The organism is Streptomyces sp. WAC00040 (assembly GCF_056835925.1).
Window position 1 is genome coordinate 706322 of sequence record NZ_JAKQZE010000001.1, and the last position, 12526, is coordinate 718847.

Annotated in this window: 14 protein-coding genes, 1 tRNA gene and 1 riboswitch; of the genes, 7 read left to right on the forward strand and 8 right to left on the reverse strand. The window is 68.9% G+C overall.

The features are described from left to right. The first annotated feature begins 45 nt into the window (after window positions 1–45). Entirely contained in the window at window positions 46–2649 is a 2604-nt protein-coding gene (locus MDN94_RS03235; protein ID WP_482724471.1) for a transglycosylase domain-containing protein, read from the forward strand. A gap of 54 nt (window positions 2650–2703) precedes the next feature. Here MDN94_RS03235 and MDN94_RS03240 read toward each other — a convergent pair whose 3' ends face one another. The 3 genes from MDN94_RS03240 to MDN94_RS03250 form a co-directional block, all read right to left on the reverse strand. Continuing rightward, window positions 2704–3024: a DMT family transporter gene (locus MDN94_RS03240; RefSeq protein ID WP_159691667.1), complete on the reverse strand. Its 321-nt coding sequence runs from the start codon at window positions 3022–3024 to the stop codon at window positions 2704–2706. Between the two features lie 41 nt (window positions 3025–3065). Further along, window positions 3066–3133, reverse strand: a riboswitch (guanidine-III (ykkC-III) riboswitch). An 80-nt stretch (window positions 3134–3213) separates the two neighbouring features. After that, entirely contained in the window at window positions 3214–3570 is a 357-nt protein-coding gene (locus MDN94_RS03245; protein ID WP_005317038.1) for a GroES family chaperonin, read from the reverse strand. A gap of 43 nt (window positions 3571–3613) precedes the next feature. Then, window positions 3614–3934 carry a DUF3618 domain-containing protein gene (locus MDN94_RS03250; protein ID WP_441265516.1) on the reverse strand — a complete coding sequence of 107 codons (321 nt, stop codon included), beginning with the start codon at window positions 3932–3934 and terminating at the stop codon, window positions 3614–3616. A gap of 126 nt (window positions 3935–4060) precedes the next feature. Here MDN94_RS03250 and bcp point away from each other — a divergent pair, with 126 nt between their 5' ends. From bcp to MDN94_RS03270, 4 genes are all read left to right on the forward strand, one after another. Further along, complete coding sequence (bcp, locus tag MDN94_RS03255) at window positions 4061–4528, forward strand: thioredoxin-dependent thiol peroxidase (protein ID WP_482724472.1); 468 nt, start codon at window positions 4061–4063, stop codon at window positions 4526–4528. Window positions 4529–4881: 353 nt separating this feature from the next. Beyond that, complete coding sequence (locus MDN94_RS03260; RefSeq protein WP_482724473.1) at window positions 4882–5550, forward strand: HNH endonuclease signature motif containing protein; 669 nt, start codon at window positions 4882–4884, stop codon at window positions 5548–5550. After that, entirely contained in the window at window positions 5547–6209 is a 663-nt protein-coding gene (locus MDN94_RS03265) for an HNH endonuclease (RefSeq protein WP_482724474.1), read from the forward strand. The genes MDN94_RS03260 and MDN94_RS03265 overlap by 4 nt, the downstream gene beginning before the upstream one ends. 55 nt (window positions 6210–6264) lie before the next feature. Beyond that, window positions 6265–6337 (forward strand) — tRNA-Leu (locus tag MDN94_RS03270). A 59-nt stretch (window positions 6338–6396) separates the two neighbouring features. Here MDN94_RS03270 and rdgB read toward each other — a convergent pair. The 4 genes from rdgB to MDN94_RS03290 form a co-directional block, all read right to left on the reverse strand. Continuing rightward, complete coding sequence (gene rdgB, locus MDN94_RS03275) at window positions 6397–6999, reverse strand: RdgB/HAM1 family non-canonical purine NTP pyrophosphatase (RefSeq protein WP_482724475.1); 603 nt, start codon at window positions 6997–6999, stop codon at window positions 6397–6399. Between the two features lie 16 nt (window positions 7000–7015). Next, the gene (locus MDN94_RS03280) at window positions 7016–7402 is read right to left on the reverse strand and encodes a hypothetical protein (RefSeq protein ID WP_441265512.1); all 387 of its coding nucleotides are present in this window, start codon (window positions 7400–7402) and stop codon (window positions 7016–7018) included. Window positions 7403–7557: 155 nt separating this feature from the next. Continuing rightward, the gene (gene rph / locus MDN94_RS03285; RefSeq protein ID WP_482724476.1) at window positions 7558–8292 is read right to left on the reverse strand and encodes a ribonuclease PH; all 735 of its coding nucleotides are present in this window, start codon (window positions 8290–8292) and stop codon (window positions 7558–7560) included. A gap of 83 nt (window positions 8293–8375) precedes the next feature. Continuing rightward, window positions 8376–8663, reverse strand: coding sequence for a PTS sugar transporter subunit IIB (locus MDN94_RS03290; RefSeq protein ID WP_482724477.1), 288 nt, complete (start codon window positions 8661–8663; stop codon window positions 8376–8378). A gap of 183 nt (window positions 8664–8846) precedes the next feature. On the opposite strand from MDN94_RS03290, the gene MDN94_RS03295 reads away from it, so the two are divergent. Both MDN94_RS03295 and MDN94_RS03300 read left to right on the forward strand, forming a co-directional pair. Next, a complete protein-coding gene (locus MDN94_RS03295; protein ID WP_482724478.1) occupies window positions 8847–10106 on the forward strand; it encodes a PTS transporter subunit EIIC in 1260 nt (419 codons plus the stop codon). A 253-nt stretch (window positions 10107–10359) separates the two neighbouring features. Then, window positions 10360–11628, forward strand: coding sequence for a PTS transporter subunit EIIC (locus tag MDN94_RS03300; protein WP_482724479.1), 1269 nt, complete (start codon window positions 10360–10362; stop codon window positions 11626–11628). Between the two features lie 94 nt (window positions 11629–11722). On the opposite strand, the gene MDN94_RS03305 is transcribed toward MDN94_RS03300, so the two are convergent. After that, window positions 11723–12475: an MBL fold metallo-hydrolase gene (locus MDN94_RS03305; protein ID WP_482724480.1), complete on the reverse strand. Its 753-nt coding sequence runs from the start codon at window positions 12473–12475 to the stop codon at window positions 11723–11725. Between the last annotated feature and the right edge of the window lie 51 nt (window positions 12476–12526).

Consider the following 12526-nt stretch of genomic DNA (forward strand, 5'->3'; position numbering starts at 1 on the left):
GCCGGATACGGGGGTTATCGATGCAAAAAGTGCAGTATGTGTGCCATGAGCGACGAGCCGCAGCAGCAGGGCTGGACACCCCGGGACGCGACGGCAGCCGACCCGCCCGACACGGACAGGCGGCACGGCACGGAGGCCGGTCCCGACGACCCGGACCAGGCCCTGGGGGAGGACGAGACCCCCGAAGCGGACGAGGCACGCGCCGACGACGAGGAACCCGCCACGGGAAAGGCCGCCCCCGCGGGCGAGGCCCCCGACAGCGGGGAGGAACCCGACGGGCCGGCCTCCTCCCCGCACAAGGAACAGGCCGGAGCGACGGCGACCGGCGCCTTGAACGCCCGCAAGAAGAAGGGCCGCGCATCCCGCCCCAAGCGCACCGGCTGGCGGCGCGCCGTCCCCACCTGGCGCGTCACACTCGGCGCCCTGCTCTTCGCCTCACTGCTCGTCATCGGCGGCCTCGTCACCGGCTACCTGCTCGTCGACATCCCGCCCGCCAACGCCGCGGCCACCGCCCAGACCAACGTCTACCTCTACGAGGACGGCACCCACATCGCCCGCGACGGCGACGTCAACCGCGAGAACGTCTCCCTCGACAAGATCCCCCTCCCCGTCCGGCACGCCGTACTCGCCGCCGAGGACCGCGACTTCTACAGCGCCCCCGCCATCGACCCGATGGCCATGGTGCGCGCCGCCTGGAACACAGTCACCGGCAAGGGCAAACAGTCCGGCTCCACCATCACACAGCAGTACGTCAAGAACTACTACCTCGGCCAGGAACAGACCATCACCCGCAAGGTGAAGGAGTTCTTCATCGCGATCAAGCTCGGCCGCAACCAGAGCAAGAACGAGATCCTCGAGGGCTACCTCAACACCAGCTACTTCGGCCGCAACGCCTACGGCATCCAGGCCGCCGCGCACGCCTACTACGGCAAGGACGTCGAGGACCTCGACATCGCACAGGGCGCCTACCTCGCCTCCCTCCTCAACGCCCCCAACGCCTACGACGTCGCCACCTACCCCGAGAACAAGCAGGCGGCGCTCGCCCGCTGGAAGTACGTCCTCGGCGGCATGGTGAAGGAGAAGTGGCTCAGCGCAGCGCACCGGACGGACCTGACCTTCCCGATGCCGGAACGGGCGAAGCCCGTCAGCGGACTCTCCGGGCAGGGCGGCTACATCGTCCAGGCCGTGAAGGACTACCTCGCGGCACGCGGCATCATCGACGAGAAGACACTCGCCACCGGCGGCCACCGGATCACCACCACACTCCAGCGCGGAAAGCAGGAAGCGCTCTCCGCCGCCGTCGACGAACAGGTGAACTCGGCACTCGACAGCGAACGCGAGGCCGACCGCAACGTCCGCGTCGGCGGCGTCTCCGTCGAACCGGCCACAGGCAAGGTCGTCGCCATGTACGGCGGGATCGACTACACCAAACAGTTCGTCAACAACGCCACCCGCCGCGACTACCAGGTCGGCTCCACCTTCAAACCGTTCGTCATCGCCGCCGCCGTGGAGAACCGCGCCACCACCCAGGACGGCCACCCCATCAACCCCAACACCGTCTACGTCGGCGACAGCAAACGCCCCGTCCAGGGCTGGAGCGGCGCACGCTACGCCCCCGAGAACGAGGACGACGTCTCCTACGGCCCCATCCCCGTCCGCAGGGCCGCCGACGAATCCGTCAACGCCGTCTTCGCGCAGATGGCGGTCGACGTCGGCCCCTCCCGCGTCATGAACACCGCCATCGCCCTCGGCATCCCCAGGACCACCCCCGACCTCAGCCCCTCCCCCTCCATCGCCCTCGGCCCCGCCACCGCGAGCGTCCTCGACATGGCAGGCGCCTACGCCACCCTCGCCAACCACGGCAAACACACCCACTACACACTCGTCGAGAGCATCACCAAGAACGGCGCCGAGGTGCCGCTCCCCGAACCGCGCAGCGAACAGGCCGTCAGCCGCGAGGCCGCCGACACCACCACCGCCGTCCTGCGCGGCGTCGTCGACGGCGGCACCGGCTCCGCCGCCCAGTCGGCCGGCCGCCCCGCCGCCGGCAAGACCGGCACCGCGGAGGAGGACCGGGCCGCCTGGTTCGCCGGCTACACCCCCGAACTGGCCACCGTCGTCGCCGTCATGGGACAGAACCCGAAGACCGGCGCCCAGACACCGCTGTACGGAGCACTGGGCATGTCCCGCATCAACGGCGGCGGCGCCCCCGCCCAGATCTGGGGCCAGTACACGGCAGCAGCCCTCGAAGGCACCCCCGTCCAGGGCTTCGACCTGCGTCTCGCACCCGGCTCGAACGAGCCGCCGCCGGGACAGCGCGACCCCCGGAGCCCGGAGTCCGGCAACCCCGAAGACCCCTACCGGCCCCGCGACCCCGGCGAGCAGGCCGGCATCGGCCGCGACGGCGGCCCCTACGGAGGCGGCGGCGCGGGCAGCCGGCCCGGAGTCGGCGAGGGACCCGGCACCGGCCCCGCGGGACCCTCCGGGCGGACCCCCCGCACACCGAACGGGGCCGGCAGCCCCACCGCACCCGTAGCGCCCACCGCACCGGCAGCACCCACCGCACCGGCCCCGCCTGCCCCACCCGGCCCACCCGGCCCGGCGACACCGCCGGCCGGCCCCACCGGACCGGCCGCCCGACCCCACTGAAGCCGCAGGCAAGGCGAACCCGCGGCCTCGGGGCACCCGGCAGCCCTCAGCGGCTCAGTGCCCCGAGGTCGCCTTGAGACCGACCACCGCGACCAGCAGCAGACACACGAAGAAGATCCGGGCAGCGGTCACCGGCTCGTCCAGCACCAGCATGCCGACCACGGCCGCACCGGCCGCACCGATCCCCACCCACACCCCGTAGGCCGTGCCGATCGGCAGTGACTTCGCCGCATACGACAGCAACAGCATGCTCGCGACGATCCCCGCACCGGTGAACACACTCGGCCACAACCTGGTGAAACCCTCGGTGAACTTCATACCGATCGACCAGCCCACCTCGAGCAGACCGGCGACAACAAGCAGGACCCAGGCCATGACGGCACCTCCGAGACGCGGAACAACGCGAACAACAACGGGGTGCGTCGTCTTTTCCTACCCGGTACGGCGCGTCTCGTCGGGGTCCCTCCAACGTAGCAAAGACGCCCCCAGGGCAGACGAAAGGGCCGGTGACCTCCGCCACCGGCCCTGACTGCCGCCGCCCCCGGGACAGCCCGCGTACCCGCGCTACAGATACAGCCCCGTCGAATCCTCCGAGCCCTGGAAACGGTCGGCCGCCACCGCGTGCAGATCCCGCTCCCGCATCAACGCGTACGCAACCCCGCGCACCTCGACCTCCGCCCGGTCCTCCGGGTCGTACAGCACCCGGTCCCCGGGCTCCACCGTCCGCACGCTCTGCCCGACCGCGACCACCTCGGCCCAGGACAGACGCCGTCCCACCGCGGCGGTCGCCGGGATGACGATGCCGCCGGTGGAACGCCGCTCACCCTCCGGAATGTCGGTCCTCACCAGCACACGGTCGTGCAGCATCCGGATGGGGAGCTTGTCGTGCTGGGGACTGTGCTCATGACTCTTGGCGCTCACGCGACGAACCTACCTGCCACGGACACCCCCAGGGCTCCCAGGGTCACAAACGGCGCCTGCGCGCCGACACGGCGAGCAGACCCACCAGACCGACCGCCACCAGCGCGACAGGCACCAGCCGCTCCAGCCTCGGCGACCCGTCGTCGGACACGAACTGCGCCTTAACGTCCGAGACGGACCGGTTCACCGCGACGAAAGCACGCCCCGCCGTCCGGTCCACCGTCGAGGCGACCTTGGCCTTCGCGTCACCGATGACCGTCTTCGGGTGCACACGCACACCGATCTCGTCGAGCGTCTCGGCGAGCCGCTCGCGCCTGCGGACGATGTCCGCCTCGATCTGCGCAGGGGTCCTGGCATCCGACACCGCGCTGCCTCCGTGGTCGTGTCCGGTAATCCTTCGTCGACAGTCTGTCAGCTCACTCGCCACCGCACCCGACGGCACCCCCATTACGCTCGACGCCGTACGCCCCGAAGCACACCGAGGAGAACCATGAGCGAGCGACTCCAGCCCGGCGACACCGCCCCCGCCTTCACCCTTCCCGACGCCGACGGCAACGAGGTCTCGCTCGCGGACCACAAGGGCCGCAAGGTGATCGTGTACTTCTACCCCGCCGCGCTCACACCAGGCTGCACCAAGCAGGCCTGCGACTTCACCGACAACCTCGAAGTGCTGGCCGGCGCCGGCTACGACGTCATCGGCGTGTCGCCGGACAAGCCCGAGAAGCTGGCCAAGTTCCGCGAGAAGGAGTCCCTCAAGGTCACGCTCGTCGGCGACCCCTCCAAGGAGGTACTTGAGGCATACGGCGCATTCGGCGAGAAGAAGCTCTACGGCAAGACGGTGACCGGCGTGATCCGCTCCACCGTCGTCGTCGACGAGGAGGGCAAGGTCGAGCGCGCCCTGTACAACGTCAAGGCGACCGGCCATGTCGCCAAGATCATCAAGGACCTCGGCATCTGAGCCGGGGCCTCGTCCCCTTCCGCGTCCTTTCCGGCCGAGCGCACCGATGTGACCGAAGTCCCATTCGCGTGGGGCTTCGCTTTGCGCCGGGCGCGACGGAGCGTGATCGCGGTGGCGTGCATGAAGGAGACGGCCCAGAAGCCCCTGTACGGCTCGCCCCCGTCGGTGAGCACGAAGGAGGCCGCCGACATGGTTCCGGCGGCGACCCCGGAGCCGAAGTTCTGACCGGTTCACAAGGAGCGGCCCGCCCCGGCAATCGGGGCGGGACGTTCCGTTTATCGGCAGTAACTGTCCGATAAACGGTTCGTTACTCCGTACGGGACCGCGAACACGCGGCCGGGACGGAGGGGACGATGCCGGAGAGTCCGTACACCCGGGAGCGCCTGACCGAGGCGGCGAGATCGTCACTGACACTGAGCGAGGCGCTGATGAAGCTGGGAGTGGATCCGAAGAGCCCGACGCGGCGCTACATCCTCGGGCGCATGCGGCGGATGCACGTAGACACATCGCACTTCGAGCGGGAGGGCGTCCGGTGGACCAAGGTTGTTCTGGAGCCCGCTGTCGCCGCGTCAACAACCATGTGCGGAGTACTGAGGCGGCTCGGCCTCGAAGTGGTGGGCGGCCATCACACGCACATCAGCCGCCGTGTCAGAGCCCTTGGCATTGACACGTCACACTTCACCCGACCCGATCGCGCAGGAGAAAGCCGATCGCGCCGGACGCCACAGACACTGCTCTCGGTCCAGGATCCCGTCGACGCACGCCGTGTACCGGGCGAGCGTCTGCGACGGGCGATGGTTGCGCTCGGAGTCCGTGAACGCTGCGCGCTCTGCGGCACCGAGCCTCTGTGGCGAGGGCGCATTCTGTCGCTGGAAGTGGATCATGTGAACGGGGACTGGCGGAACAACAGGCTGGAGAACCTTCGCCTCTTGTGCCCGAACTGCCACTCGGCGACCGACACGTATCGTGGCAGGGCAAAGATCCGGCGGAAGACCGCCCCCCGAGCCGGGGCGGGAACATGAGCGGGGCTCGTCGGTACACGCGCGAGGTGCTCGCCGAGGCCGCCGGAACCTGCGCCGACATCGACGAGGTGATCGCCTTTCTCGGCACCCGGCCGTACAAGAATCTGCAGCGCCATCTGATCAGGCGTTTCGCGTACTACGGCATCGATGTGTCGCACTTCCCACGACCGCGTCGCGGGCCTCACGGGGCCCTGCACGCCCCCGGAGCAGAGGAGATGCAGGCCGCCGTCGCCGAGTCGACCTCTGTCGCTGGTGCGCTGCGTGTCCTGCAACGCCCCGACAACACAAGGCTGCGTGCCCTGTTCCGTCGGTTGGTCGACGAGTACGAAATCGACACCTCGCACTTCCTCGGGCAGGCACATCGGAGAGCCAGACCGAGCAAGGCGGCCAAGACGGCGGAAGAGTTACTGGTCAAGCGGCACGTGGGGCGCACGAAGACCGCTTTACTGCGTCGCGCCCTGCACGAGATCGACGTTCCCGAGTTGTGCGACGAGTGCGGGACCGGCCCTGTGTGGCTCGGTCGGCCGATGACGCTGGAGGTCGATCACATCAACGGCGACCACACCGACGACCGACGGGAAAACCTGAGGCTACTGTGCCCCAACTGCCATGCCATTACCAGCACTTGGTGCCGAGGTGGACAGAAGCGAACACGGTAGGCAGGTTCAGCTCAACGACGTGGGCCTCGCCCAGTACAGTAGTGGCGCGGTGCACGCGCCCGTACGCCAAGGGCTGAGCGGCGATCTTTAGGTGGTCGTGTTTGTCGGTTCGAATCCGACCGGGCGCACTGGTTGCGAGGGCCCGGTTTCGCGCAGGTCGCGATCCGGGCCCTCGTCGTGCGCCGGCTCAGCCCAGCAGTTCCTTCACCACCGGCACCAGCGCCCGGAACGCCTTGCCGCGGTGGCTGATCGCGTTCTTCTCGTCCGGGGTCAGTTCCGCGCAGGTACGGCTTTCGCCCTCCGGCTGGAGGATCGGGTCGTAGCCGAAGCCGTTCGTGCCGTGCGGGGAGCGGCGGAGGGTGCCCCGGAGGCGGCCTTCCACGACGCGTTCCGTGCCGTCGGGGAGCGCGAGGGCGGCCGCGCAGGCGAAGTGGGCGCCGCGGTGGGGGGTGTCGATGTCGAGGAGTTGCGCGAGGAGCAGTTCGAGGTTCGCCTGATCGTCGCCGTGGCGGCCGGCCCACCTCGCGGAGAAGATGCCGGGCGCGCCGCCGAGGACGTCGACGCAGAGGCCGGAGTCGTCGGCGACGGCGGGCAGGCCGGTGGCCTTGGCGAGGGCGTGCGCCTTGAGGAGGGCGTTCTCGGCGAAGGTGACGCCGGTCTCCTTGACGTCCGGGATCTCCGGGTAGGCGTCCGCGCCGACGAGTTCGTGGGTGAGGCCCGCGTCGGCGAGGATGGCCCTGAGTTCGGTGATCTTTCCGGCGTTGCGTGTGGCGAGGATCAGTCGGGTCATGCCCCGATTATCGGGGTCACCCGGGGGTGCAGACCTTGCCGATCTCGGTGGCCGCGTCGGTGACGGGGGTGATGTCGGGGGTGGCGTCGCCGTTCTCTATGGACTTGCGGACGTTGTCGACGCCGGTGCCGAGGTCGTCGACGGCCTTGGTGAGGTCGGCGTTGTCGGTCTTGTCGCCGAGGCTGTCGAGTTCGCGGTCTATGTCGTCGAGTGCCTCGCGGGCCTTGGTGGGGTCCTCGGTCGCGCTGGAGACGGCTTCTTGGAGCTTGTTGACGCTGGTGGCGATGGCGTCGGCCGTCTCGACGCAGTCGAGTGCCTTGTCGAGGGCGCTGCAGCCGGTGGCTGCGGGCACGATGAGGGCAGCGGCGGCGATGGTGAGTGCGATGCGGCGGCGCGCAGACATTCTGACGGTCCTCCCCGGATACGGACGGGCGCACGGTTCGGCCCGTGCGCCCGTATCGACTACGACGCCCCGTATGGGCTTCTTGGTTGCTTCTTTACCTGGCGGTTTCTGTCCGCGGGTGTCCTGGCGGGCAGGAATCGCGTCTTTCGGCAGGGCTACTGGGCGCTCTGTCCGAGGGTCTCGGCCTGGAGGGCGGCGAGGTCTGCGCAGCCTCCGGTGGCGAGGTCGAGGAGTGCGTTGAGCTCCTTGCGGTCGAAGGGCTCGGCCTCGGCGGTGCCCTGGACCTCGACGAAGCGGCCGTCGCCGGTGCAGACCACGTTCATGTCGGTCTCGGCGCGGACGTCCTCCTCGTAGCAGAGGTCGAGGAGGGGGGTGCCGTCGACGATGCCGACGCTGACGGCGGCGACGGTGCCGGTGAGGGGCTTGCGGCCGGGCTTGACGATCTTTTTGGTCTGGGCCCAGGCGATGGCGTCGGCGAGGGCGACGTAGGCGCCGGTGATGGCGGCGGTGCGGGTGCCGCCGTCGGCCTGGAGGACGTCGCAGTCGAGGACGACGGTGTTCTCGCCGAGTGCTTTGTAGTCGATGACGGCGCGCAGGGAGCGGCCGATGAGGCGGCTGATCTCGTGGGTGCGGCCGCCGATCTTGCCGCGTACGGATTCGCGGTCGCCGCGTGTGTTGGTGGAGCGGGGGAGCATGGAGTACTCGGAGGTGACCCAGCCTTCGCCGCTGCCCTTGCGCCAGCGGGGGACGCCTTCGGTGAAGGAGGCGGTGCAGAAGACCTTGGTGTCTCCGAAGGAGATGAGGACGGAGCCCTCGGCGTGCTTGCTCCATCCGCGTTCGATGGTGACGGGGCGGAGCTGTTCGGGGGTGCGGCCGTCGATGCGAGACATGGGCCGAGCCTATCGGCAGATGGGTGAGGGGCCTGTTCCGCTCGGTCGGAATCAGGCCCCTCGTGCGTCGGTGTCCGCTCAGGTCACATCATGTCTTCGATGTCGGCGGCGATCGGGTCGGCGTCGGTGCCGATGACGACCTGGACGGCGGTGCCCATCTTGACGACGCCGTGGGCGCCGGCGGCCTTGAGGGCGGCTTCGTCGACAAGGCTGGGGTCCGCGACCTCGGTACGGAGGCGAGTGATGCAGCCTTCGATCTCCTCGATGTTGTTGATTCCGCCGAGCCCGGCGACGATCTTCTCAGCCTTGCTGGCCATGTCTTTCTCCCTGCGTTCGGAGCGTTGAGCGTCGGGCCCACCGCCTCGGCCCACCGTAGGTCCGGGTTGTCACGGTAACGCACGGTTGGCCCATCTTCACGGGCGAGTAACCGTCTTGTATCCAAAGATGACGATCACCGGTGCCCTGTCTCGCGACCGGGCCCCAGGACCGTACCGCGACTGGTCTACACCAGTCTGCAACAGCTGCCAAACCAGGCCTGTTCCGGGAGGAAGCCGATGAGCACCGAGAGCGCGGCAGCGCCGCGGCGGAAATGGTGGAACGGGCTCTTCCAAGGACTTCAGAAGGTCGGCCGCAGCCTGCAGCTCCCGGTCGCCGTGCTGCCTGCGGCGGGCCTGCTGGTCAGCCTCGGCAACCTGTTCGACGCCTCGTTGGACGGCCCGTTCTGGGATCGGACCGCGGAGGTCCTGATCAAGGGTGGGGGCGGCATCCTCGACGGCAGCCTGGGCCTGCCCCTGTTGTTCTGCATCGGCGTCGCGATCGGCTTCGCGAAGAAGGCCGACGGTTCGACCGCCCTCGCGGCGGTGGCGGGCTTCCTCGTGTACTACAACGTCCTGCGGGCCTTCCCGGTCGACGGCACGGTGACGGAGGCGATGCCGGACGGCACCCCGCAGAACCCGGGGGTGCTCGGCGGCATCGTGATCGGTCTGCTGACGGCCGTCATCTGGCAGCGGTACCACCGCACCCGACTGGTGGACTGGCTGGGCTTCTTCAACGGGCGCCGGCTCGTCCCGATCATCATGGCGTTCGTCTGCTGTGTGCTGGGTGTGCTGTTCGGTCTGCTGTGGGACCCGGTGGGCGACGCGCTGACGGCCTTCTCGAAGCGGCTGATCGACCTCAGGGCCTGGGGCGCGGGCATCTTCGGCGTCGCGAACCGTCTGCTGATCCCGGTCGGTATGCACCAGTTCCTGAACACGTTCTTCTGGTTCCAGGCGGGTGAGTACCAGGGCGAGGACGGCACGGTGGTGCAGGGCGACCTGACCCGCTTCTTCGCGAGGGACCCCGACGCGGGTCTGTTCATGTCCGGCTTCTTCCCGATCATGATGTTCGGTCTCCCGGCGGCCGCCCTGGCGATCACCCACTGCGCCCGGCCGGAGCACCGCAAGCGGGTGGGCGGCCTGATGTTCTCGGTCGGCCTGACGTCGTTCGTGACGGGCGTGACCGAGCCGATCGAGTTCTCGTTCATGTTCGTGGCGCCGCTGCTGTACGGGCTGCATGCCCTGCTGACCGGGGCGTCGATGGCGATCACCTGGGCGCTGGGGGTGCACGCGGGCTTCAGCTTCTCCGCGGGCCTGATCGACTACGTCGTCAACTGGCACCTGGATACGAAGCCGTGGCTGATCCTTCCGATCGGCGCGGGGTTCGCGGTGGTCTACTACGTGGTCTTCCGGCTGTCGATCACTTTGTTCAACATTCCTACACCTGGGCGCGAGCCGGAGGAGATCCAGCAGGAGATGGAGCGGGAGGCGACCAGGTAGAGGCCGCCGACCAGGCAGGGAAGGTCTCCGGGAGCCGGGCTCCCGGAGACCTTTTGAACGCATTGACCGGATCGTTATCGGGTCCGAAAAATTCGCAGGTTCCTTATCTAACCCTCACCGTGCTACAACAGGTCTACACCACTCAGTGGTGTAGACCATGCGGTCCAGACCACAGGCCGCATTCCCCTTTCTGAGACGCCGCCCTCCCCGTAGTCCTGTCCTCCGGCGGCGCCTTGCCCACTGGAGGAAGTTGATGTCCACGGCCAGCGCCGCCCCAGAGGCGGACAAGAAGAAGACGGGCGCAGGCGTGATGGCTGTCATGCAGCGCATCGGCCGCAGCCTGATGCTGCCCGTAGCAGTGCTGCCCGCCGCCGCGCTCCTGGTGCGCTTCGGTCAGGCAGACATGCTCGGCAAGGAGTCGTTCCCCGGGTTCATCACCAAGATCGCCGGTTACATGGCGGCCGGTGGTGGCGCTCTGCTCGACAACATGCCGCTGCTGTTCGCCGTCGGCATCGCCATCGGCTTCGCGAAGAAGTCCGACGGTTCGACCGCGCTCGCGGCCGTGACCGGCTACCTGGTCTTCAAGAGCGTGCTGGCCCAGTTCACGGACAGCAACCTGCCGAAGGTCGCCGCCGTCGCCGACGGCAAGATCGTCATGAACGAGGCGCCGGTCAACGCCGGTGTCCTCGGCGGTGTCGTCATGGGCATCGTCGTCGCCCTGCTGTACCAGCGCTTCTACCGCACCAAGCTGCCCGACTGGGCGGGCTTCTTCGGCGGCCGGCGCCTGGTCCCGATCCTCTCCGCCTTCGCGGGTCTGGTCATCGGCATCGTCTTCGGCCTCATCTGGCCCTGGCTCGGCGCCGGTCTGCACAACCTCGGTGAGTGGCTGGTCGGCTCCGGCGCGGTCGGCGCGGGCATCTTCGGTGTCGCCAACCGGGCCCTGATCCCCGTCGGCATGCACCACCTGCTGAACTCGTTCCCGTGGCTCCAGGCCGGCTCCTACGAGGGCAAGAGCGGCGACATCGCCCGCTTCCTCGCCGGCGACCCGACGGCCGGACAGTTCATGACCGGCTTCTTCCCGATCATGATGTTCGCCCTCCCGGCGGCCTGCCTCGCGATCGTGCACTGCGCCCGCCCGGAGCGCCGCAAGGTCGTCGGCGGCATGATGTTCTCCCTCGCGCTGACCTCGTTCGTCACCGGTGTGACCGAGCCGATCGAGTTCACCTTCATGTTCATCGCGCCGGTGCTGTACGCGATCCACGCCGTGCTGACGGGTGTCTCCATGGCGCTGACCTGGGCGCTCGGGATGAAGGACGGCTTCGGCTTCTCCGCCGGCGCGATCGACTTCCTGCTCAACCTCGGTATCGCGTCCAACCCGTGGGGCCTGGCCCTGGTCGGCCTCTGCTTCGCGGCGGTCTACTACGTGGTGTTCCGCTTCGCGATCACCAAGTTCAATCTCCCCACGCCGGGCCGCGAGTCCGACGAGGAGCTCGCCGAGCTGCAGAAGGCCGAGGCGAAGTAGTCCTCGCGTCACCAAGGCCAAGGCCCCTGTCCTCCGTCGGGAGGGCAGGGGCCTTCGCCTTTGCTCCGGCCTCGCCCGGTGGGCCGGCCGGGCGTCAGATCTCGTAGACCGCGCCGGGACGGGCGACCTCCGTCGGGCCGTCGTACACGGCCCGGGCGTCGCGCAGCGTCTGCCCGGGGTCCGTCCACGGCGGGATGTGGGTCAGGACCAGCCGGCCCGCGTCGGCGCGCCGGGCGTAGGCCCCGGCCTCCCGGCCGTTGAGGTGCAGGTCCGGGATGTCCTCCTTGCCGTGCGTGAAGGACGCCTCGCACAGGAAGAGGTCCGCGCCCGCGGCGAGGTCGTCGAGCGCGTCGCACACACCGGTGTCGCCCGAGTACGTCAGCGTCCTGCCGCCGTGCTCCAGCCGGATGCCGTACGCCTCGACGGGATGCGCGAGTCGCTCCGTGAAGACGGAGAAGGGGCCGATCTCGAAGTGACCCGGCTTCAGGGTCTGGAAGTCGAACACCTCGCTCATGGAGGAGGCGGAAGGCGTGTCGGCGTAGGCCGTGGTCAGACGCTGTTCTGTGCCCTCGGGGCCGTGGACCGGGATGGGTGCGCAGCGGCCGCCGTCGTGGCGGTAGTAGCGGGCGACGAAGTACCCGCACATATCGATGCAGTGGTCCGCGTGAAGGTGGCTGAGGAAGATGGCGTCGAGATCGTAGAGACCACAGTGGCGCTGCAACTCTCCGAGGGCGCCGTTGCCCATGTCGAGGAGCAGCCGGAAGCCGTCGGCCTCTACGAGGTAGCTCGAGCAGGCCGATTCCGCGGACGGGAACGACCCGGAGCAGCCGACGACGGTGAGCTTCATGGAGCTGGAACCTCCGTTGACGGGGAGGGCTGGGGGAAGGTCGTGCGGTGC

Excerpts from the sequence above, each read along its gene's own strand:
- MDN94_RS03235 (WP_482724471.1), top strand. The coding sequence starts at position 46 with ATGAGCGACGAGCCGCAGCAGCAGGGCTGGACACCCCGGGACGCGACG.
- MDN94_RS03240 (WP_159691667.1), bottom strand. The coding sequence starts at position 3,024 with ATGGCCTGGGTCCTGCTTGTTGTCGCCGGTCTGCTCGAGGTGGGCTGG.
- bcp (WP_482724472.1), top strand. The coding sequence starts at position 4,061 with ATGAGCGAGCGACTCCAGCCCGGCGACACCGCCCCCGCCTTCACCCTT.
- MDN94_RS03260 (WP_482724473.1), top strand. The coding sequence starts at position 4,882 with ATGCCGGAGAGTCCGTACACCCGGGAGCGCCTGACCGAGGCGGCGAGA.
- MDN94_RS03265 (WP_482724474.1), top strand. The coding sequence starts at position 5,547 with ATGAGCGGGGCTCGTCGGTACACGCGCGAGGTGCTCGCCGAGGCCGCC.
- rdgB (WP_482724475.1), bottom strand. The coding sequence starts at position 6,999 with ATGACCCGACTGATCCTCGCCACACGCAACGCCGGAAAGATCACCGAA.
- MDN94_RS03280 (WP_441265512.1), bottom strand. The coding sequence starts at position 7,402 with ATGTCTGCGCGCCGCCGCATCGCACTCACCATCGCCGCCGCTGCCCTC.
- rph (WP_482724476.1), bottom strand. The coding sequence starts at position 8,292 with ATGTCTCGCATCGACGGCCGCACCCCCGAACAGCTCCGCCCCGTCACC.
- MDN94_RS03295 (WP_482724478.1), top strand. The coding sequence starts at position 8,847 with ATGAGCACCGAGAGCGCGGCAGCGCCGCGGCGGAAATGGTGGAACGGG.
- MDN94_RS03300 (WP_482724479.1), top strand. The coding sequence starts at position 10,360 with ATGTCCACGGCCAGCGCCGCCCCAGAGGCGGACAAGAAGAAGACGGGC.
- MDN94_RS03305 (WP_482724480.1), bottom strand. The coding sequence starts at position 12,475 with ATGAAGCTCACCGTCGTCGGCTGCTCCGGGTCGTTCCCGTCCGCGGAA.